Source organism: Sphingobium bisphenolivorans, from assembly GCF_000412635.1.
GTDB lineage: Bacteria > Pseudomonadota > Alphaproteobacteria > Sphingomonadales > Sphingomonadaceae > Sphingobium > Sphingobium bisphenolivorans.
Window position 1 is genome coordinate 1 of sequence record NZ_ASTG01000006.1, and the last position, 18767, is coordinate 18767.

At 67.5% G+C, this 18767-nt stretch carries 25 protein-coding genes; 2 read left to right on the forward strand and 23 right to left on the reverse strand.

What is annotated here, in order from left to right; genetic code table 11:
* The 10 genes from L858_RS0105540 to L858_RS0105585 form a co-directional block, all read right to left on the reverse strand.
* A partial coding sequence (locus tag L858_RS0105540) for an outer membrane protein (protein WP_022682153.1) occupies window positions 1-677 on the reverse strand: 677 nt, incomplete at its 3' end.
* A 178-nt stretch (window positions 678-855) separates the two neighbouring features.
* Window positions 856-1359: a DUF2793 domain-containing protein gene (locus L858_RS0105545; RefSeq protein ID WP_022682154.1), complete on the reverse strand. Its 504-nt coding sequence runs from the start codon at window positions 1357-1359 to the stop codon at window positions 856-858.
* Window positions 1360-1387: 28 nt separating this feature from the next.
* Window positions 1388-3586, reverse strand: a complete 2199-nt coding sequence (locus tag L858_RS0105550) for a phage tail protein (RefSeq protein ID WP_022682155.1) — start codon at window positions 3584-3586, stop codon at window positions 1388-1390.
* Between the two features lie 13 nt (window positions 3587-3599).
* Entirely contained in the window at window positions 3600-3998 is a 399-nt protein-coding gene (locus L858_RS0105555; RefSeq protein ID WP_022682156.1) for a C40 family peptidase, read from the reverse strand.
* Window positions 3995-4810 carry a DUF2163 domain-containing protein gene (locus tag L858_RS0105560; RefSeq protein ID WP_022682157.1) on the reverse strand — a complete coding sequence of 272 codons (816 nt, stop codon included), beginning with the start codon at window positions 4808-4810 and terminating at the stop codon, window positions 3995-3997. Before L858_RS0105560 ends, L858_RS0105555 begins: the two co-directional genes overlap by 4 nt.
* Window positions 4807-7137, reverse strand: coding sequence for a DUF2460 domain-containing protein (locus tag L858_RS0105565; RefSeq protein ID WP_022682158.1), 2331 nt, complete (start codon window positions 7135-7137; stop codon window positions 4807-4809). The genes L858_RS0105560 and L858_RS0105565 overlap by 4 nt, the downstream gene beginning before the upstream one ends.
* Window positions 7134-7682, reverse strand: coding sequence for a hypothetical protein (locus tag L858_RS0105570; protein WP_022682159.1), 549 nt, complete (start codon window positions 7680-7682; stop codon window positions 7134-7136). The genes L858_RS0105565 and L858_RS0105570 overlap by 4 nt, the downstream gene beginning before the upstream one ends.
* A 152-nt stretch (window positions 7683-7834) precedes the next feature.
* Window positions 7835-8029: a phage tail assembly chaperone gene (locus tag L858_RS0105575; RefSeq protein WP_022682160.1), complete on the reverse strand. Its 195-nt coding sequence runs from the start codon at window positions 8027-8029 to the stop codon at window positions 7835-7837.
* Window positions 8026-8337 (reverse strand): gene transfer agent family protein, encoded by a 312-nt coding sequence (locus L858_RS0105580; RefSeq protein WP_022682161.1) that lies wholly within the window; start codon window positions 8335-8337, stop codon window positions 8026-8028. Before L858_RS0105580 ends, L858_RS0105575 begins: the two co-directional genes overlap by 4 nt.
* Window positions 8334-8741, reverse strand: coding sequence for a phage major tail protein, TP901-1 family (locus tag L858_RS0105585; RefSeq protein ID WP_022682162.1), 408 nt, complete (start codon window positions 8739-8741; stop codon window positions 8334-8336). Before L858_RS0105585 ends, L858_RS0105580 begins: the two co-directional genes overlap by 4 nt.
* A gap of 55 nt (window positions 8742-8796) precedes the next feature.
* Between L858_RS0105585 and L858_RS0105590 the strand changes: the two genes are divergently transcribed.
* Window positions 8797-9126 carry a hypothetical protein gene (locus L858_RS0105590; protein ID WP_022682163.1) on the forward strand — a complete coding sequence of 110 codons (330 nt, stop codon included), beginning with the start codon at window positions 8797-8799 and terminating at the stop codon, window positions 9124-9126.
* Between the two features lie 190 nt (window positions 9127-9316).
* Here the strand turns inward: L858_RS0105590 and L858_RS0105595 are convergent, their stop codons facing one another.
* The 9 genes from L858_RS0105595 to L858_RS0105635 form a co-directional block, all read right to left on the reverse strand.
* Entirely contained in the window at window positions 9317-9712 is a 396-nt protein-coding gene (locus tag L858_RS0105595; RefSeq protein WP_022682164.1) for a DUF3168 domain-containing protein, read from the reverse strand.
* Entirely contained in the window at window positions 9709-9915 is a 207-nt protein-coding gene (locus L858_RS0105600; protein ID WP_022682165.1) for a hypothetical protein, read from the reverse strand. Before L858_RS0105600 ends, L858_RS0105595 begins: the two co-directional genes overlap by 4 nt.
* Complete coding sequence (locus L858_RS0105605) at window positions 9912-10391, reverse strand: head-tail connector protein (RefSeq protein WP_022682166.1); 480 nt, start codon at window positions 10389-10391, stop codon at window positions 9912-9914. The genes L858_RS0105600 and L858_RS0105605 overlap by 4 nt, the downstream gene beginning before the upstream one ends.
* A gap of 124 nt (window positions 10392-10515) precedes the next feature.
* On the reverse strand, window positions 10516-11628 hold the full coding sequence (locus tag L858_RS0105610) for a phage major capsid protein (protein ID WP_028055850.1): 1113 nt from the start codon (window positions 11626-11628) through the stop codon (window positions 10516-10518).
* Between the two features lie 71 nt (window positions 11629-11699).
* Window positions 11700-12095 carry an HK97 family phage prohead protease gene (locus L858_RS0105615; RefSeq protein ID WP_022682168.1) on the reverse strand — a complete coding sequence of 132 codons (396 nt, stop codon included), beginning with the start codon at window positions 12093-12095 and terminating at the stop codon, window positions 11700-11702.
* Window positions 12092-12412 (reverse strand): DUF6127 family protein, encoded by a 321-nt coding sequence (locus L858_RS0105620; protein ID WP_022682169.1) that lies wholly within the window; start codon window positions 12410-12412, stop codon window positions 12092-12094. Before L858_RS0105620 ends, L858_RS0105615 begins: the two co-directional genes overlap by 4 nt.
* Window positions 12409-13548 carry a phage portal protein gene (locus L858_RS0105625; protein ID WP_022682170.1) on the reverse strand — a complete coding sequence of 380 codons (1140 nt, stop codon included), beginning with the start codon at window positions 13546-13548 and terminating at the stop codon, window positions 12409-12411. The genes L858_RS0105620 and L858_RS0105625 overlap by 4 nt, the downstream gene beginning before the upstream one ends.
* Window positions 13549-13645: 97 nt before the next feature.
* On the reverse strand, window positions 13646-13987 hold the full coding sequence (locus L858_RS0105630; RefSeq protein ID WP_022682171.1) for a hypothetical protein: 342 nt from the start codon (window positions 13985-13987) through the stop codon (window positions 13646-13648).
* A gap of 166 nt (window positions 13988-14153) precedes the next feature.
* Window positions 14154-15476 carry a DNA-packaging protein gene (locus L858_RS0105635; protein ID WP_022682172.1) on the reverse strand — a complete coding sequence of 441 codons (1323 nt, stop codon included), beginning with the start codon at window positions 15474-15476 and terminating at the stop codon, window positions 14154-14156.
* Between the two features lie 87 nt (window positions 15477-15563).
* On the opposite strand from L858_RS0105635, the gene L858_RS0105640 reads away from it, so the two are divergent.
* Window positions 15564-16004, forward strand: coding sequence for an acetyltransferase (locus L858_RS0105640; RefSeq protein ID WP_022682173.1), 441 nt, complete (start codon window positions 15564-15566; stop codon window positions 16002-16004).
* A 204-nt stretch (window positions 16005-16208) separates the two neighbouring features.
* On the opposite strand, the gene L858_RS19735 is transcribed toward L858_RS0105640, so the two are convergent.
* The 4 genes from L858_RS19735 to L858_RS0105660 form a co-directional block, all read right to left on the reverse strand.
* Window positions 16209-16784 carry a hypothetical protein gene (locus L858_RS19735; RefSeq protein WP_037504420.1) on the reverse strand — a complete coding sequence of 192 codons (576 nt, stop codon included), beginning with the start codon at window positions 16782-16784 and terminating at the stop codon, window positions 16209-16211.
* Window positions 16785-16934: 150 nt separating this feature from the next.
* The gene (locus tag L858_RS0105650; protein WP_022682175.1) at window positions 16935-17582 is read right to left on the reverse strand and encodes a glutathione S-transferase family protein; all 648 of its coding nucleotides are present in this window, start codon (window positions 17580-17582) and stop codon (window positions 16935-16937) included.
* Between the two features lie 48 nt (window positions 17583-17630).
* The gene (locus tag L858_RS0105655; RefSeq protein ID WP_037504411.1) at window positions 17631-18389 is read right to left on the reverse strand and encodes a hypothetical protein; all 759 of its coding nucleotides are present in this window, start codon (window positions 18387-18389) and stop codon (window positions 17631-17633) included.
* 119 nt (window positions 18390-18508) lie between these two features.
* Complete coding sequence (locus L858_RS0105660) at window positions 18509-18751, reverse strand: hypothetical protein (RefSeq protein ID WP_022682177.1); 243 nt, start codon at window positions 18749-18751, stop codon at window positions 18509-18511.
* Window positions 18752-18767: the final 16 nt, after the last annotated feature.

Sequence of the window (18767 nt, forward strand, 5' to 3'; positions counted from 1 at the left end):
GGCGGGGGCGGCGGAGCAGCAGGCTCGCCGAAGTTGTACGCCAGGCCGAGCAACAGGCTGTGGGTGCGCAGCTTGGTATCGACGGTCGCGCCAGCAGGGCCGGCGAAGGTCGTGTAAGCCGGAACGAGCTTGATATCGTCCTGGTTGAAGAAGCGATACTTCAGCGAGACGTCGATGTTGCTGGTCAGCGGGTAGCGAACACCTGCCAGTGCCTGCCAAGCGAAGCCAGTGTCGCTGTCATTCACCAGATCGTTCGCCAGCTTGGCGCGCGACACGCCGACGCCGCCGCCGACAAAGCCCTGCAGGCCGTCATCAGCACCGAAATCGAGCAAGCCGTTCAGCATGAACGAGAGAGCCGAGGCTGCGCCGCCGAAGCCGCTCTTGTCGAGATCGACTTCCGCACGCTTGTAACCGGCTTCAGCCTCCAGGCGGAAGCCGCCGAAGTCATAGCCGATAACCGCGTCGCCATCCCAGCCCTTGTGGTAGTCCACATTTTCCAGCGTGGTGCTGGCAGTGGCCACGCCGCCAGGTCCACGGCCGGGGGTGAAGGTGATGTCCTGATCTTCGACCAGAACGACGCCGGAATCGATACCGATATACCAGCTGTCATCACGCGCGAGGGCCGGAGTGGCCAGGGCGCTAGTCGCAAGAGCAGCCGCGAGGGCAAGCTTCCGCATTTGGATTCCCCTTTCAAAAGTGTCACGAAGGACTACCGAAACCATCTATCCGGAGGAAAGTTTCATGGCAAGTCCACATTTCGGGAAACTGTTGCATAAAAGCCGCAGCAGAACCCCGAGAGTCAGTCTCCAGGCTATTAAAATGCACCGATGATGGTAAAAAAACCTTTGCCGCAAGTCATGGTTCGACAAGACCATGAGCGCGCAAGACGTCGATGATCCGGGCGATCGCCGCCCGCCCCTCCGCATCGACCGAGCCGCCGCCGCTCGGGTAGGCGATGGCGTCTGCCCGTTCCCCTACTACTCTTTGGCCTGCGATATACAAGCCGTCCTGGCGCAGCGAAGAATCTTGCCAGTCGGTTCCGTCATAGTGCAGCGCGTGCCCCCGGTCCGATACCCACAGCGACAGCCCTGATCGCGGCGTGACGAAGCGCCATCCGCCGTCGGTCCAGCAGGCGACCGCCCCTTCCTGGCCTTCCCACGCATCCCCCGCATCCTCCGCCACGATCCAGCAAGTCCCCACGACCGGAGCCGATGGCGGGATCGCCTGATCCGCGCTTTCCGCCCAACCGTGGAGCAGCATGTCGATGAGTGCCAGAGCCTCGTTATGGTAAAGTTCCTTCTGCGCCTGCCCTGCGAACAGGAAGGGCAATCCCCAGCGCGCCGTCATGTCCACGCTCATATCCTTTGTCCTTTCGAAAAGGGGGTCTTCAGAGTGGAAGAATGATCTGCGAAGCCCGGCCCAGGGCGTGGGAACCGATCTGCCGCACCGCCACAGCCACCGACCCTTCAGCGCCATCCGCGGCCCGCGCGGCAGCGTCATAGGTCCAGCTCGGCTCTCCCGTTTCGACCTGGCGGACCTGGAACTCTCCTGAAAAGACGCGAACATCGTAAAGCTCACGCTCTTCACAAAGGGGAACGTCGGCACCACCCAGCCAGCGCCATCCATTCCGGCTCCGCCTGGTCCAACTCAGGCACCAGCCGCCCTCCCCGTCCGCCGCCGACCTCAAATGGACGGGCGCCAGCGGCGTCACGGCTTCCCCGCTCACGGCGATCGACGCTTCAACGGGCTCCACGTCGCCAGCGCCCAGCGCAACGACAGTCAAGGAGGCGCCCATTTCCAGCGCTCCTCCGCCCGCGGTACGAACCTCCACCAGACGGTCCTCTTCCACCAGCAGGAAATTCTCGCCCGCGAAATGAAGCGCCATGGCCCATTCGGTTCCGCGCAAGCCGCGCCGCAAGCCTTCGAGCCGGAAGCTCGCCGCGCCCGTCCTCACTGCGCGGGAAAACTGGATGAGTTCGCGTCCCGCCATGCAGAGGTTGCGCCCCATCCCGAGCGCCGCCTCATCCGCGCCCGTAAGTTCCATATCTTCAGCCAGCAGCGACACATGGAGAACGCTCGCTTCATCGACCAGCGCCGTGGTTCCGCCGCCCGAAAACAGATCGACCTGGCCCATCACCGCGCGCGGCGCAGCCCGTCCGATCGGCACGGCCTCGCCCGTCGCGCTCATCAGGAACAACGCTGCGCCGCGCCATCCTGCACCGCCGCTCGCGGCCGCCATGACGACCGGCGTGGAGGCCAGGTCGTCGCTCACCGGCGGCAGGTCGATCAGCATCAGCCGTGTTGGCCCGTGCGGCAGGTCCGCCTCCCGCACGATGCCGCCGGATGAGGCGCCCACAGGGGGCGCTCCCTCGGTGGAGGGCAGCCGGCGCAGGCTGAGCCGCACCGCCATCGCTTCCCACTCGCGTTCCTCGATGCGCCAGACGCCGGGAATATCTTCCACCATGACGATGTCACCCGCCTGATGCCGCAACGCGGCCCACCCGCATCGCAGGGTGAGGGTCGCGCGCCCGCTCCATGCGCCCGCAAGCCGCCTCGCAGCAAGCGCCTGCGCGCCGTCGCCCGACAATACCGCCGGCAGGTCGATCCCCTGCTCCACCCGGCCCGGCCCCGGTCGACTGACCCGTTGCACTCCCGCCTGATAGTCACGGGCTGCGTCATGGTAGCGGATGGCAAGCGCCGCCGGCACCGCCTCAGCGGAGGCGGCAGACTGCTCCAGAACCTCAAGCGGCCGCCCGTTCGCCAGCCGGCACAGCACATCCTGCGCAATAAGAGCCCCTGCCTCCCGCGCAGGAGCACGCAAGCGCAAGCCGGTCTCATCGGCGGTGAAGGCCAGGTCGAACGCATCGACCAGCGGCTCGATCGCGTCCCCGATGTCGGCTCCACCTGCCGCCAGCCCTTCCACCATGCCCAGATCATCGCCCGCCAACATCCCGCCGCTCAGTTCAGAAGCGATTTGAGCGACGCCGATCGCACCATCATCGGCTTCCACCTCAAAGGTCAGCGAAGGTATGCGATTGCCATAGTCGGCGAGCGCCAGATCCTCGAACACCGCATAGGCGATCCCTCTGTGCGCCGGAGTACGGCCCGAACCTTCCGAAGCGGCGATCAGCGGGTCCGCGCCCTGATCTTCCTCTCCGCGATAGAGACGAAATCCGCTCAATTCGGTCTTGAAGTCCCCCGCAGCCCCACGCAGCAGATTGCCGTCTGCCCAGATGCGCCGAACGGAGCGGATCGCCCTTGCCGATAGAGCCACCGCGAAACTCGCCGAATAGCTGTAGGTGGTGACGCTCGGCCGACCCTTGCCGCCCCCGCTCTTGCTCTTCGTCTCCTTGAGGTCGGTCGCCCAGATCACCGATCCCGCGACCCGCATCGTTCCGAACAGCTTGGGCAACTGCGCGCCGTAGGTCGACGTCTGCACCTGAACGTCGGCCAGCCGCCGGCCCTGCACTCCCTTGGGCTTGAACAGCACCGCATGGTCGAAGGCGTTGCCGATCAGCCCGCCAATCGCCGCGCCGAGCGGCCCGCCGACGGCAGTCCCCAGCGCGGTCAAAACGATCGTAGCCATGTTCCCCCTTTCGTTACGCTCGCCAGTGGCCAATCACCGGCCAGGGCGACTGGCCGGGCATCTCCACCACGCGCCTCAGTCCCGCATGAGCATGGACGTGACCGCCCGGCACCTTGATCATCAGGTGCAGTTGCAGCGGACCTGCGCGAACCAGGGCCACGTCGCCGGCCATGGCCCTCGACACCTCCTTCAGACCGGCGGCGTTCAGCCAGTCCCGCGCGCGCGCTTCATTCCCCGAACGCAGGCCATATTCGTCAGGCACCACGCCTCGATGTCCCGCCCCTGCATAGGCCAGCGTCGTCAAGCCGACGCAATCCAGACCTCGCGCGTCGCGCCCATGCAGGCGAAAGGGCACGCCGACCAGTGCCCGCGCCGCTGCGACGATCCTCGCCGCCCGATCCGGATCGCTCACGCGCCGGGATAGCGGGTCAGCAGGTCGGTGCCCGGCAGGTAGGGCTCCCCCCGGAAGTTCACCGCATTGCCGAAGCGCGCGACGCAACTGTCCAGCCGCCGGTCGCATCCTTCGGTCAGCAGCGCCAGCGCCTCCGCCTCGACCGGGGAGGGCGGCGGGTCCGCCAGCATCACCGCGCTGGCATCATTGTCGATCACACCCTGAACGATGCCGCAGTTGCGCCCGTTCAGCCAGCGCAGCGAGCCAAAGGCATAATGCCCCACCTCCAACTCGCCCACATGCGCCACGGTGCCGGCAACCTCGCTCACCCGCACCAGCCGCCGCCGTCCCGCCATATCGACGCGGCACTCCCGATCGCCCAGCGCCGCGCGGCAGTCCGGCGAGGTCGAGGGCGCAACCGGACCCTTGAGCGCCGCCATCGCGCCCACCAACTCAGCCGTGAACGCGCCGCCCTTGCGCGCCACCGCGCCGATCTCTCCCCTCGCCAGCAGCAGCCACATCGCGCCCGGCTCCTCCCATTCGGTGAGGCGCAACTCCAGCGCAGCGCCATCCCATCGGCCCGCCATCAGGTCCGCCTCGCTGATCGCATCGGCGACCAAAGCGCCCACGATATCGGCGTCACCCCCTTCCACACCGATCCCGCTGCGCACGGCGGACGGCGTCATCCCCGGCGCCGCGCGGTAGCGGACATACCCCACCAGCAGATCCCGGTCATGGCTCGTCAGGCCGATCGCCACACCGTCGCGCCGCTCCAGCCGCCAGCAGAAGGCCAGCGTCGCAAGCGGCTTGTCCAAAGCCTCCAGCCCGATCATTCGCGTATCTCCACCAGCGGTACGGAGGGCGCCTCGCCCGCCGCGAAGGTCGCCCTGTTGATGTCCAGCCGATCCTCGGCAAAGCGCACCGGTACGTCGAAGCGGAAGCCGGCCGTCAGCACCGCGCCCTCCGCCGGCGCCGTATCGAAGGCGATCACGCCCAACCCCACATGGCTCCACCCGCTGGTCAGCTCGACGCCGTCGGCCGCGACCCTGATCGTGCCAGCCACAGGCCGCGTCACCCGCCGCACCTGGGCGTCCTCGCCAGCCCCGTAGAAGCGCTGCAACCGAAACTCCGCCCGCACCCCGTCACCCACGCCCAGCCGCTGGTCGAGCGCGCCCGGCGCCTCGCCCACGGCGCAGCTGCGATCATCATAGGGGTCGGTGAAGCGGAAGCCGCGCGCAGCCCCGCGCCGCGCCCGGAAGAAAGCAATCAGCGCCGCGATGTCTGCTTCCGACCGCACCCCCGGCCCTGCATCGAAGGACAGGCGCGCATCCGCCCAGTCGCTGCTCCTGCGCTCATGGCCGGAGGGGCTCTCCACCACCTGCGTTGAAAAGCTCGGGGCCACGCTCGCCTCCCGCCCGATAGGCAGAGGAAAACTCACATCGTCAAAGGCTTGCACATCATTCTCCCCATCCAGCCTGAAGCAGGTGAAGCCATCGCGCGCCACCTGCGGCAGCGCCCATATAAATGTCGCCGCCGTGCCCCGCTTGACCGCCGCCTCCGCCGCCGCGGCGATCTCGCGCCACTGCCCTGCCTCCTCCGGACGCAGGACGAACCCCGAAAAATAATGCTGCTCCTCGACCGGGTAGCCGAGCCGTTCGGTCGCCACCTCGACGCCGCGCGCCGTCAGCCGCTCGCGCCCCTGCGTCACCCAGTCATAATCCTCCAGCTGGAGCACATCGAAGGCCGGGGACGCCCACCCGACCGGCATGTTCGCCCGCTTCGCCTCGGGCGCGAGCGGATCGAGCACCGTCGGCAGATAGGCGAGCAGATGCGTCACGGCGCCCGGCGCCAGCCCCTTCACCCAACTGCAAAGCGCCGCCGTCGAAGCGGCCAACACCGCCCCCGCCTGATCCAGCAGCGCCTTCTGCGCCGCGCTCAAAGCACTCCGCACATCGGGAATGGAAACCGGCGCTCCGCCAAAGGCCGCTCGCGCCGCATCGTCATACAGGCAGATGCGCCCATCGGCGGGCATGACCCACCACCAGGGTTCACCAACCTGGAACCGTATCGGAATTTCGGCTGCCAACCCTATGTAAACAAAGGCGCCCGCAACCAGCCGCAAATAGCTCATGGCGCCCTCATGGGCAGGCGACAGCAAAGTCGATGGCGGTGTCCACCCGGTCAGTGCCGGCTCGCCATTCTCCGCTCTTTGCTTCCAGTCGTTCCAGCAATGCGCGTCGAACAGTTCGTAGGACAGCGACCAAATGATCCCCAGCCCCAGCGCCTTCGCGCGTCGTGCGAAGTCCGCGTGCCAGGCGGCGCAGGGCGCATTCAGAACGCCGCCCGCCAGGCTGACATAGTGGCCGCCGCCCAGCGGTTCGAGCCGGAAATAATGGCTCATCCCGACATAATGGTTGATGTCGCCGCGATAGCCGAGCGCATGGATCATCGCCACGATCCGCTCCGGCGTCTGGTTGAAACAGTCGTCATAGCCCGTCGCCATTGACAGGCCATGTTCGGGCAGCACGACATCGCCGATGTGCAGCACCGATCCGGCACCATCGCACTGGATATCAGTCAGTTCTGCCCAACCTTCGACACCCGCTGGGAACGGCGTGCTTCCCGCATCATATCCAGGGGGCGCGAGCGAGATGAACATCCGATCGACATCGCCTGCCCAAACCGGGTCAGCTTCGCCCGGCAACAAAAATCCGCCTGCAAGATCAGAGAAGTTCAACTCGATTTCAGCATCTTCCGCGGTACCGCTCGCATAGTTCCACAGCCGCACATACCAGCTTCGCGGCTCGCCCGCCGCATCGCGCCCCTCGATCGCCAACGTCGGGCCATGCGTTTCATCCAGCCGCCGCAACCCGTCGCTCCGCCAGCGAAAGCGCAGCACGCACTGGCGAAAATCCCGCGCCGTCTCATAGGCCAGCAGCGGATGACTCCATCTGTCCTCCGCTTCCCAGATCAGCCCCGCCAGATCGCCCGATCCGTAAAAGACCGCATCCACGCGCAGCGCATCAGGCGCCGTGGTCACGACCGCCGCCATCATCGGGCGCGGGAAATTGACCGTCCAATGCGTCGGCGCAAACCGCTTGATGAAGCGGCTGTCCTGCCCCCGCCTCCGGTCGGCGAGCCAATAGTCCAGGCCACTCATCCGTTCAGCGCTCCCCTCACCGCCCGCGCCACCTGCCGCGCACTGCGCGCCAGCAGCCGTGCACCGTCCTGCCCTTCGCCGCGGCCTTGCACCGCGATGCTCACCCGCACGTCGCGCGCGCCCGGCGGGCCGTGCGCGACCACCTGCCCGCTTGCCGTCGGCACGAACAGTTCGGGACCCCGCTCCCCCACCATATAGGCGCGCCCCGGCGATACCGGCCCGCCGGTCGCCCGCCCCGGAGCGCCCAGCGCCACCGCAGCAAGCTTCAGCAACCCGCCGCCGTCGCTCACACTCGCCACGCCGGACCGCAACGCATTGGCGGCGATGTCGTCGAGCGTGCGCAGGGCGATCCGCTTCAGATCCTCAAAGCCGAACTGCCCCGTCCGCACCGCGCGCAGCAGCCCCTGTTCGATGCGCCGGCCCGCCCGCTCCGCACCCGACGCCAATGGTCCCTCCAGCTCCCCGCGCATCGCCTCGACGTCACGTCCAAAAGCCTGCCTATCCGCCCGCACCCGCACGACCAGATCATCGATGTCCTCGTCCAAGCCCCACCTCCCAAATGCAAGAAGCCCTCCCTTCAGGTTCAGCAGGGCCACATGACTCTGCTGAAGGCTGGGGAAGGACCTTTCGCGCTCACCTCCCGGCGCCCCGCTTCCTCAACTCCGCCGTTTCGAGCGAAGTCGAGAAACAGCCCGCCTCAATCCGGCATCATTCGCCGCAAACGCTCCAGTTCGCCCGCATCGACGCCAAGTCCCGTCTCCTCCTCTCCCCGCGCCGCGCGCAGCACCGCCTCCAGCTCGTCCGGCGTCGATCGCCAGAACTCGTCCGGCCGCCACCCCAGCAGCCATCCCGCGACCCCGGCCAACCGGGCCGCCGCCTTGAAGAAGCTCATCGTCCCGCCAGTATCTGCTTCAGGATGATCCGCAGCACCGGCGACAGCCTCGCCAGTCCGGCGCCGACGATCGCCTCGCCCAACGCTTCGCGCGTCAGGCCGCTCGGCGGATCAACCAGACAGTGCCAGAACAGCGCCGCCATATCGGCCAGTGACAGCTTTCCGTCCGCCGCGCGCTCCACCAGGTCGAACAGCGGCCCCAATTCCTCCTCCGCCGCCACCAGCGCCGCGAAGCTCGGCCGCAGCGTCAGCGTCTCGCCGCCAAGGTCCAGCGCGGCCTCGCCCCGCGCCCCATTCGCCCCGCTCACAGCGACACCACTGCGCCAGAGCTTTCCAGGCTCAGCGCATAATTGCGCTCGCCATTATAATCGCCCGCATAGTCAAGCCGGGTGACCAGGAAGCGGCCGCGCATCCGCTCGCCGCTTTCGAAGCTCAGCTCGTAATCCTCGATCGTCCCGGCCAGCGCATGGTTGCGCAGCCGCACTTCCGCCGCCGATCCGGTGAAAATCCCGGCCGCCGACACGCTGACCGATCGCACGCCGGCGCCCGAAAGCAACTCGCGCCAGCCGCCGCTGTCCTTGGTCGTGACGTTGACTGCCTCGCCATTCACCGACAGCTGCGTCGTCCGCATGCCGGCGACGGTCGCATAGGCTGCGGGGCTACCGCCATCGCCTATTCTCAACAGAAACGCGCTTCCTTTTTCCACAGCCATGGAGCATTCTCCTTTAAGACAAGTCGTGCATGAATCGGGATTTGGAGAGGTTTAGATGCTCGTTGCCGCACCCCTCATTTTGATGCTGGCCGCTGCTCCGCAGGGTGCCGACGCGGTCGGCGCGGGCCGCAAGGCCTATTCGGAATGCTTGTCGAAGCAGATTCAGCCTGCGCTCGACAAGAAGCTGACGCTCGCCGACTTCCAGTCCGCACTGAAGGAAAAGTGCGGCGCGCAGGAAACAGCCTTCCGCACCGCCATCGTCAACGACGACAAGTCCAGCAAGATGTCCGATGCGGACGCACAATCGGACGCGGACGAACAGGTTTCGGAATATAAGGACAAGATCGTCGGCGAGTTCGAGGATTATTCCAAGCCCGGCGGCTGACCGCGCGCTCCGCATCCCCACTCAGCGTCATGCTGAACTTGTTTCACCATCCATCCATCGCCCCGAGCGATAGCCTGTGGAGGCGCGGTGGATGCTGAAGCGAATTCCTCGCAACATTATGCGTCGTGCCTCAGTCTGAACTGACCTGCAGCGTGCAGAAAAGGTTCGGCCGCGGTTGAGACAGATCGCGTCAGCCCCGCACCACCCGCAGCCGATAATCCGCCACGCCCTGCCAGCCATCCCGCGTTCCGGTCCGCGCCACACGCGAGCGCACCAGCCGCGCGCTGATGACCCGCCACTCGGCCCCCGCGCCGACATCGCGAACCACCAGATCGATCAGCGCCAGCAGCGCTCCCAGCCGCTCCGGCCGCTCCCCGACATCGTACAGCTGGATCGCCAGCGTCAGTTCGCGCCCATCAACATCCTTCGCACCCCAGTCGTTGCCCAGGCAGTCGCCCACCACCGCATAGGGCTCGCTCGCCCGCCCCGGCCTGCCATCGAACAGGCCATTGAGGCCGCTCATCAGCGCGCTGTCCGCCCGCAAAGCCTCGATCAGGGCCGCTCGCACCGCCACCTCAGCGCTCATCCCCGTCCCCTTCCCGCCTCACGCAGCGCCAAATCGCTGAGCCACCGCCGCCTCAGCCCCGGCCCGCGCAGCCGCACCAGTTCACCTTCGATGCCGACATCCTCGACGCCGGCCGCGCGCACCGCCGCCGCGATTTCACGGCGCCGCTTCTCCGCCCCGGATTCCATCAGCGCCTCCACCAGCGCCTGCAGCCGCGCCCTCATGTCAGCCGCATCCGCCGCCAGGGCCGCCACAGCGCGCTCACGACAGCAGGCGGCGTCGCCACCTGCCCGTCCCGTGCTCCGAAATGCTCCGCCGCCAGCCGCACTATGCCCTGCCGGATGGCATCGGGCAGCCCTTCGGCATCCTGCGCCATGCCTGCATGATAGCGCACGGTGGCCATGCCCACATCTGGACGTACCCGTACCCAGCCGTCCCCCGCCGCATCGATGTCGATCGCATAGGCATCCGCCGCCAGCGCGCTCCCCTGCGCCTCCACGCCCAGGATAGCCACGACGGGCCGCCCCGACAGCCTCTGCCATGTTCCGTCCGCACCCGCCGTCTCGCTGGCCTCGCGCACGATCAGCCATTGTCCGATGAACTGTTCGCAAAGCCCCGTGGCGCTCGCCAGCAGCCGCTCCAGCACGCCATCCTCATCATCCGACCCGATCCGCAACCAGGCCTTAAGCTCCACCAGCACGCGCCGCCCTCCCCTTGAAAAAGGGGGACGCCCTACGGACGCCCCCAGCTTCCTTCTCCCTCCCGGAGAAGGATACGCAGCCTTGCCAGCTCTGCTGGCTAGGCGAAGTTGGATGAGGCCGACGTCAGGACGCTGCGAACTTCATCAGCTTGATCGCCTCCGAATTGGCGACCGCGCCGCCGATCCGCTTGACCGCATAGAAATGCACGAACGGCTTGTTGCTGAACGGATCGCGGAGGATGCTCGTCTCGCTGCGCTCTGAGACGACATAGCCCGCCTTGAAGTTACCAAAGGCGATCGAGAGCGACCCCGCCGCCAGATCGGGCATGTCCTCGGCCTCGATCACCGGATAGCCGAGCAGCGTCGCCGGCTGCTCTGCGGCCAGCGAAGGCTGCCAGATGAATGCGCCGTCGGTCGTCTTCATCTTGCGGATGACCGCCAGCGTCGCCGAATTCATCACGAAGCACGCCCCCTGCCGGTAGGGGGCCCGCAGGCTCTGCACCAGGTCGATCAGCTTGTCCGGACCCGCCGCCGTGAACGCACCCGAAGCCCCCGACGCCACATATTGCAGCGACCCGAATGCGCGCACGCTGTCCGCCTCGTTGGTCGTCGTATAGGTCAGGAAGCCCTTGGGCTTGTTCGTTCCATTGCCGTTCACGAACGCCGCACCCTCTGCCGCCGCGAACTCGCGCGCAATCTCGCCCGCCAGCCAGCTCTCGACATCGAACTCAGCGTCGTCCAGCATCGCCTGGCTCGCCGCCGGATTGGCGTAGAGCTCGCCATAGGGCGGCACGATCTCGTTGAAGCTCGGCGTCGCCGTCTCCGTCCGTGCACCCGTCTCGCTCGCCCAGCCCGACACGATGCCGCCCGACGTCACCAGCTTGCGATAGCCCGCCGATCCCGTGCGCACCACATTGGCGATGCTCCTGATCGGCGAGATGCTTTTCAGCGTCGCGTCGATGATCTGGTCGATCTCGCGGGGCACCGCATAGCCGCCTGCCGTGCCGGACGCCCCCGAAAAGCTCTTCAGCTCCACCCCCGCCTCAAGCCCCTGCCGCAGATAGCGTTCGACAAAGGCAGCGTGCCGCGGATCGGCGGCCCCGCCCTTCACCCCGTCCAGCGCCGGCCGCTGCTGCGCCAGCAGGCTCCCCTTCAGCGCGGCGACCTCACCCTCCAGCTCCGCGATGCGCTCACCCCGCACCACCGCGTCAAAGCTTGCTTCCAACTGGTCCGTCATCCACTACTCCCACGAAAAAGGGCGGCCCGAACCGGACCGCCCGCACAGAAACCTCTTGAGCGCCCAAGCGCCTATTCCACCGCGATCACCCGCGCCAGGGGCTGCATCGGGTGCGTCACCACGCTCACCTCCACCACCTCCAGGTCCAGCAGTTCGCGCGGCCCATGCCCCCGCGCAGCCCGCACCCGATAGCCGAACGAGAGCCCGTCCACCGCCTTCTCCCGCAGCGCCCGCGCCGCCTCCCGCCCCGCCGCCGTTCGCGCCGACACCCGCCCGATCACCCGCAGGCCGCGCGCATCCTCCTCGATCCGCTCGACCGTGCCGATCGCCTCCCCCGGCCGATGCTGCCACAGCAGCGGCACCCCCGCCGCCGCTCCCGCAAAGGCGCCCGCCCGCACCACGTCGCCACCGCGATCGACCCGGTCGAACACCGCCGCATAGCCGGCGAAGCGCAGATCCCCGCTCACGCCCGCACCAGCCCCAGCAGCCCCAGCTTCACCGCCATGCCCAGCAGCAGCAGCGCCATCACGATCCGCACGGCCCAGGCGACGACAGCGCCCCGCGCCGCCTTCTTGGCGTCACGCCAGGCGCCCAGCAGCTCGCGCAATTCCCGCACGTCGCCTTCAGCGCTCCGGTCGGCCAGCCCCAGCCGCTCCAGCGCCCGCCCGGCGCCCAGCTCGCTCGCCTCCTCGACCAGCGCCCGGATCATCAGCATGTCGCACCCCACCGGCTGCGCTTCCGCCTGAGCCACCAGCCGGGCCAGCATCTCCCCATCATATTTCATCGTGCCGCTCCCATCCCCAGCATCGCCCGCTTCTCTTCCCCGCTCAGGAAGTCCGCCGCCGCCACCCTGTCCCACAGCGCCCCGCGCTCCTCGGCCAGCGCCGGCACGGCATCCAGGTCGGCGCGCAGACAAAGCTCCGGCCACCAGCCTTGCAGCCCCTGCGCCAGCCCGCCGAAAATCTTGCCCAGCAGCGGCAGGATCGTCTGCCGCCAGAGCGCCCGGTTGGCCTCGCGATAATTGGCATAGGCATTGTCGCCCGGCAGCCCCATCAGCATCGGCGGCACCCCAAAGGCCAATGCGATCTCCCGCGCCGCCGCCGCCTTCAGCCCCACGAAATCCATCTCGGCCGGCGTCAGGCTCATCGCCTTCCAGCTGAGCCCCCCTTCCAGCAGCATCGGCCGCCCTGCATTGGCCGCGCCGGAAAAGGCGACCTCCATCTCCCGCTTCACGCGCTCGAACTGTTCCGGGCTCATCACCGACCCGTCGCCCGGCTCATAGACCATCGCGCCCGAAGGCCGCGCGGCATTGTCGAGCAGCGCCTTGTTCCACACCGTCGCGGCATTGTGGATCGCCACCGCGCCCGCAGCCGCGCCGATGCATCCCAAGCCATAATGATCGTCCAGCGGATGCAGCGCCTTCAAATGGATGATGCTCGTCCGTCCGGCGCTATCCTGGGGCGAGAGCCGCGTCACGCTATCCCCGACACGATAGAGATAGGCAGCCGGCCACCCCCGCCCGTCCGCCTCGACGCTCACCCGCTCGGGCCGCAGCGCGTATAGCTCAGCCGGTAGTCCGTCCGCCCCCAGCAGCATCTGCACATAGCCGTTGCCATGCAGCAGCAGATGGCTCGCCAGCGTCTCGACCAACGGCTGCCCCGCCGAACAATGGGTCAGCAGCGCGGCGATCTTCCTTCGCTCCCGCTCTTCCACGCCGGCGACCGTCAGGGCGGTCCCGCTCGCGCCCTCCGCCACCAGCCGCATCGCCCGCTGCGCCACCGGATTGCCCAGCACCGCCGCGCGCACCTGCGCCTCATAGGATGCGGGCCATTCGCCCAGCGCGACGCCGCCCGATCCCCAGGCGCGCGCCAGCACCGGCCGCGCGCCCCCGCGCGCCGCTTTCGTCCCGAAAAATTTCATGCAAACCCCGCCACAAAAAATCCTCCCCGCTCGGGGGAGGATAGTGAAGCCCGGCGACGATCAGCCGCCTAACGAAAGATGGAAAGGGGCGACGCCCTCAAGGATTGCGGGCCAATACCCGGTCGCAAGCCGCGTTCGTGCCCTCGCTCTTGCCGATCACCCGGCCCGCGACCGCTCCCGCCGCACCAGCCAGCAGCGATTCACCCAGGCTCCCGCCCGCCAGCGCCCCCACGCCAGCCCCGCCGGCCGCGCCGATCACAGTGCCGCGGTCGCGCCCTTTCTTCCCCTGAAGCAGGCAATAGCGCACCTCGTCCCTATCCCGTGGCGCCGCCCGCGCCACCCGCGCGCGCTCCTTGCCGTTGAGCGAAGCGGCGAGAGCCGGGGTTGTCGCCACAGCCATGCCAGCCAGAACCATCACAAATTTAGCGCCCATTTTCATATCTCAAGCTCCTCCTAGATCGCCTGAATATACGCCAGGAGCCGCAGCGCAGTTCCGGCACCCCGACACTCCCCCTGTTCCTGCGATCCGAAGAAGGCCGTCGGCCAACGCAGGAACCCGGCTCGAACGGCGGGGCGGGGCTCCTGTCCGCAGGAGCACGACATCCCTAAATTATCCGCACCCGCGCGTCCGACCACCGCCCCAGCATCAACTCGGTCAACGCCCAGACCAGCGCATCCGCCCGGTCCGGCGACCGCCCCGGCCCGACATAGCCGCCGCCCATCACCATGCCGCACATCTGGTCTTCCAGCTGCCAGAGGGCGCCGCGATGCGCCACGCGCCCTGCCTCGTAGAGCGCCGCCACCGGCTCCGCCCGCGCCACCTTGCCCCGGCTCGCATGGACCAGCCGCACCGGCAAAGCGGCCTCCGCCGCCCGCAGCACGCTCTCGACCATCGCGCCGCCATTATTGGCTTCAGCGACAACCCGGTCGGCACCATGCGCGACTGCCGCCGCTGCGACCGCGCGCGCCCAGCCCTCCGGCCTCATGCCCTCGACAGTAGCGTCGGCAATGACATAGGCGCGCCCGTCACCGCCCAGGCCAGCAACGACAATCCCGCAGGCATCGCCATCGGCGGAAGCGGGCGGGTCCACCGCCACCACTACCCGCGACAGCGTGCCCCCTTGCGGCACATGCGGCACCCGGCATCGCTCCAGCAGATCGCGGCTCCACAGCGCGCCCTGCACATCCTCGATCAGTTCACCGTGCAGCTCCTGCCGCCCGAGCCGCGTGCCGCCATAGCTGCGCTCCATCGCGGCGACGAAGCCGTCCGCCAGATGCGCCGCATTGTCCGCCGTCCGCCCCCGCGTCACCACGACATCCGCGCCGTCCCGCGCCACCAGCCCGCACACCAGCGGCACCGGACGCGGCGTGGTCGTCGCCAGCACACGCGGCCGCGCGCCCAGCCGCATGCCCATCATCAGATTGTCCCAGCACATCTCGCCCGCCGGCCATTTCGCGATTTCGTCGGCCCAGCCATGGCTGAACTGGGGCCCGCGCAGGCTCTCCGGCTCCGCCGCGCCGAACAGCGACGCGACCGCGCCATTGGGCCACAGCAGCCTGCGCAGAGCGGGCGAGAAGACCGGCCGGTTCCACCAGGGTGCCACCGCCAGGATTCCCGACGGTCCCTCCACCATCACGGCGCGCGTCTCGCCCAGCGTCGCCCCAACGATAGCGATCCGCGCCGATGGGTCATTTTCCGCGATCGTCCTGACCCATTCGGCGCCCGCCCGTGTCTTGCCGAAGCCGCGCCCGGCCATCATCAGCCAGATGGTCCAGTCACCCCCCGGCGCCAGTTGTTCCGGTCGCGCCAGCCACCGCCAGTCATGCGCCAGCGCCTCGGCCGCCGCGCCGTTCAGGCCGGCCAGCACCCGCTCGCGCTCCGCTTCGGGCAAGCGCGCCAGCCGCTCGAAATCCGAAAGGCTCCCCATGCACCCCTGCTCCTTTCGCCACATTCTGCCTTATTTTCGGGCTCCGGCCCTTTTCGCGGCGCATGCCCCGAACCTATATGCCTCGCCATGTCTTCGATCCGACCCGCCCGCGCCGCCGATGGTGCCCGCCTGCTCGACATCTGGCGCAGCGCCGTCGATGCGACCCATGATTTTCTCTCGGCGCAGGACCGCTTCGCCATAGAGCAGGAAGTGTCCGCCTCGCTTCCCAATGCTCCCGCCTGGCTCGCAACCGATCCCGATGATCGCGCGGTCGGCTTCATGCTGATCGACGGCACGCATATGGATGCGCTCTTCATCGATCCCGAATGGCGCGGCCAAGGGATCGGCCGCCTCCTCGTCGAGCATGGCCTTGCCCTGCACCCAACGCTTACGACCGACGTCAACGAACAGAATGAACAGGCGATCGGCTTCTACGAACGTCTCAACTTCGCCCGCACGGGCCGTTCGGACACGGATGGACAGGGCCGCCCCTACCCTCTCCTCCACCTACGCCACGCGCCCGCCTAGACCATCCGGCCTCGCGGCCATTTCGCCCGAACCATCTCCGGCGCCGAACGCAGATTGCCTCTTCACATCTTGCCGCCTCACCCTCCCGCTCCGCTGCATCCCCGACAACCCTCCGCCGTTCCCCAAATATCGTCACCCCGGGCTCCCGCTGCCTGCCCCGTCGCGTCCAGCGCAGCGCAGGAGGCCTGACGCCGGAACATCCCGTCACCCCTCATCCTCACCCTTCGCCCGGACAGCCTCCAACGCCGCACGCAGCCGCTCCACCGCGTCGTCCCCATCCGGGCGCTCCGCCTTTTCTCTCAGGCGCCCGGCTTCCCGCTCCACTTCAACGGCATGCTTCTCCAGCAGCAGCGCTGCGATTCGGTGAGGATAGCTTTTCCTGATCTTCCGGCTCTTCACCGCGCCCTCGCCATCCAGCACGATCTCCTCCTCCTCGACGCCGAACAACGACTGCCGCAGCAACTGGGTCTGAAGTTCCGCATATCCGACATCCAGCGCCCGCGCCCATTCGCGCGCGAAGCTGCTGCTGCGCCGCTTGTGATAATAGGCGGTCGACAGATTGATCCCCGCCACCCGCGCCGCCTCGCTGACATTGCAGGTCCCCGCCAGCGTCTCCAGGAAGATCCTGTGCCGCTCGGGCGTCAGCCCGTCCTTGCGTCTTGCCCGCAGTTGCGGTCCGCTGCCGAAAGCCCCCAACTGGTTGTGCTGCAGGGTCATCGTGCGGTCCGGCGCATCGCTGGCCCTGCCGCCAAAGCGCGCCTTGTTCACCTTGTCCGTCATGCCCATCCCCCCGTCACCGAAAGACGAAGGGCCAGTCCTCTCTTCAAGGACCGGCCCGCACCGCCGCATCAGCGACTCACATTTTCCAGTGTCGCCATCTTTGCCAGAACAGCGTGACGATGTCAAGAAAAATGTTCCAGATCGGTTAGTTCATGATGCGGCCATACGCTGGATCATGGGCTCCTCGGCCGCCAGGGCGGAAGCGAAACTCGGCCGCTCCATGATCTGCTGCAGCCAGCGTTGCACCTTGGGCCAACGCCCGTTTGCCGGCACCTCGCTGCAATAGCCGATGTTGATCAACGGGCAGGCAACCGCGATATCTGCAAGCGTGAAGCGCCCCTCCACCAGGAAGCCGCTGTCCGCCATCACCGTTTCAAGATAGTCCAGCGCCCGGGGCAGAGCCTCTGCTTCAGCCTGCGCGGCCGCGTCCAGATCCTGCGGAAGGCCCAGCAGCGGAGCGACCATCCGATGAAAGAATATCGCGCCCCCCGCCGGCTGGACGATGGTGTCGCCAAACTCCTCATACCAGATCGTCCGGGCTCTTGCCCTGGCTTCCGTCGGGATCAGATTGGGCTCGGGGTACAGCGTGTCCAGATAGGTTATGATGGCGCTACTGTCGCTGATCAGGAAGTCGCCATCCTTAAATGCGGGCATCTTCCCGAAGGGCGACGCTTCCTGGAAAATCTGACCGCCTTGGCCGAAGCCGCCGGGTTGCAGTTCCAGCTCGACGCCCTTCTCCGCCGCGAAGACGATCACCTTGCGCACAAAGGGCGAGGGCCCCGCTCCATACAAGATCATGCATCATTCCCCTTCTCATCTTGCGGTCCGCTGCCCGTGCAGCGGAATTCATCCACCGTCGCCGCTTCCTGTGCTCGCCACGCTCTGCCGGTAATCGATCCTGATGCGGACCCAGCTGCCCACCATCACCTTGCCATTGACCCGGGGCGGCAACACGAGGAATTGCCATGCCGCCAGCCGGACCGCCTTGGCAAAGCCCGATCCCAGCGGGGATTCGCCCAGCGCCTGGCAATTTTCGACATGATAATTGTCCACCGTCTTGCAGGCGACCAGCCCCCACCCCGCGCGCGGTGCGTCGCTCGGCAGGTAGCTCGCCAGTTCCGTATGGGTGGGCCGTCGATACCATTCCGCCTCGAACAGCTGGACGCCGCCCGGCCCCTCTCCCGGGCCGGAAACGGCTGCACTGTTCCCCTTCCCGGGCGTACCTTCGCTGCCACCGCTTGCCGGCGCTTTGGCGATGTTGGCTGCGGCCATCTGCTGACTATCGAGCACCAGGAACGGCAGGGGCGAAGGCAGCTGCGGCAAAGGCCGCGCCACCGGCAGCAGCGGCCTCAATTCCGGCTTAACCAGCGGCTCCGGCCGTTTTTTCTCCGGGACCTGCCGTTCGGGCTCCTTCTCGCGCTTCTTTTCCTGTTTCTCGGGCTTTTTGGCCTTGCTCTCCGCCTTCTCCTCTTTCTCCGCCTTGGGCGCAGGCGCCATTTCGAAGGTGACCGGATTGCGCAGGTCGGGCAGCTGCACGACCGGCTTGGGCGCCAGCGTCAGCAACGCCAGCAGCAATAGTCCGTTGAACAGCAGCGCGAACAGCATGCCGCCGCCGCGCTCGCGCCATTTCGGTGTCAGGGGTTGTGCAAGGGTCAATTCAGCGCGCCGCTCGATTTTCGCAAGGGCTCATGCCCAGACGCCGCAGCGCCGTGAAGGCCGTGCGCTCAGCACACATCCTCTTCGCGCACCACCGGGCGGCTTTCCCGCGTCGCGCGCATCCGGCTCGCCTTGTCGTCGGGGTCTGACGTCAGGATCACATGATCCTCATGCACCTCCAGCAGCACGCCCGCGAAGGGGAAGCCCTCCAGCCCGCCGGTCACCCGATAGCTCACCTGATCGCCGACCTTGAACGTCGCCGGGTCCACGTTGAAGTCGAAAGGGCAGGCGCCCTCGCCCATGCCTTGCATGATGGATCTCCTTTTT

What these genes read in the sequence shown, in the direction of transcription:
- L858_RS0105545 (WP_022682154.1), bottom strand. Translation starts at nt 1,359, where the DNA reads ATGAGCGTGGACATGACGGCGCGCTGGGGATTGCCCTTCCTGTTCGCA.
- L858_RS0105600 (WP_022682165.1), bottom strand. Translation starts at nt 9,915, where the DNA reads ATGAGGGCGCGGCTGCAGGCGCTGGTGGAGGCGCTGATGGAATCCGGG.
- L858_RS0105560 (WP_022682157.1), bottom strand. Translation starts at nt 4,810, where the DNA reads ATGATCGGGCTGGAGGCTTTGGACAAGCCGCTTGCGACGCTGGCCTTC.
- L858_RS0105620 (WP_022682169.1), bottom strand. Translation starts at nt 12,412, where the DNA reads ATGAAATATGATGGGGAGATGCTGGCCCGGCTGGTGGCTCAGGCGGAA.
- L858_RS0105660 (WP_022682177.1), bottom strand. Translation starts at nt 18,751, where the DNA reads ATGCAAGGCATGGGCGAGGGCGCCTGCCCTTTCGACTTCAACGTGGAC.
- L858_RS0105630 (WP_022682171.1), bottom strand. Translation starts at nt 13,987, where the DNA reads ATGAAAATGGGCGCTAAATTTGTGATGGTTCTGGCTGGCATGGCTGTG.
- L858_RS0105585 (WP_022682162.1), bottom strand. Translation starts at nt 8,741, where the DNA reads ATGGCTGTGGAAAAAGGAAGCGCGTTTCTGTTGAGAATAGGCGATGGC.
- L858_RS0105610 (WP_028055850.1), bottom strand. Translation starts at nt 11,628, where the DNA reads ATGACGGACCAGTTGGAAGCAAGCTTTGACGCGGTGGTGCGGGGTGAG.
- L858_RS0105550 (WP_022682155.1), bottom strand. Translation starts at nt 3,586, where the DNA reads ATGGCTACGATCGTTTTGACCGCGCTGGGGACTGCCGTCGGCGGGCCG.
- L858_RS0105650 (WP_022682175.1), bottom strand. Translation starts at nt 17,582, where the DNA reads ATGATCTTGTATGGAGCGGGGCCCTCGCCCTTTGTGCGCAAGGTGATC.
- L858_RS0105565 (WP_022682158.1), bottom strand. Translation starts at nt 7,137, where the DNA reads ATGAGTGGCCTGGACTATTGGCTCGCCGACCGGAGGCGGGGGCAGGAC.
- L858_RS0105640 (WP_022682173.1), top strand. Translation starts at nt 15,564, where the DNA reads ATGTCTTCGATCCGACCCGCCCGCGCCGCCGATGGTGCCCGCCTGCTC.
- L858_RS0105625 (WP_022682170.1), bottom strand. Translation starts at nt 13,548, where the DNA reads ATGAAATTTTTCGGGACGAAAGCGGCGCGCGGGGGCGCGCGGCCGGTG.
- L858_RS19735 (WP_037504420.1), bottom strand. Translation starts at nt 16,784, where the DNA reads ATGACGGACAAGGTGAACAAGGCGCGCTTTGGCGGCAGGGCCAGCGAT.
- L858_RS0105655 (WP_037504411.1), bottom strand. Translation starts at nt 18,389, where the DNA reads ATGCTGTTCGCGCTGCTGTTCAACGGACTATTGCTGCTGGCGTTGCTG.
- L858_RS0105635 (WP_022682172.1), bottom strand. Translation starts at nt 15,476, where the DNA reads ATGGGGAGCCTTTCGGATTTCGAGCGGCTGGCGCGCTTGCCCGAAGCG.
- L858_RS0105595 (WP_022682164.1), bottom strand. Translation starts at nt 9,712, where the DNA reads ATGAGCGCTGAGGTGGCGGTGCGAGCGGCCCTGATCGAGGCTTTGCGG.
- L858_RS0105590 (WP_022682163.1), top strand. Translation starts at nt 8,797, where the DNA reads ATGCTCGTTGCCGCACCCCTCATTTTGATGCTGGCCGCTGCTCCGCAG.
- L858_RS0105575 (WP_022682160.1), bottom strand. Translation starts at nt 8,029, where the DNA reads ATGAGCTTCTTCAAGGCGGCGGCCCGGTTGGCCGGGGTCGCGGGATGG.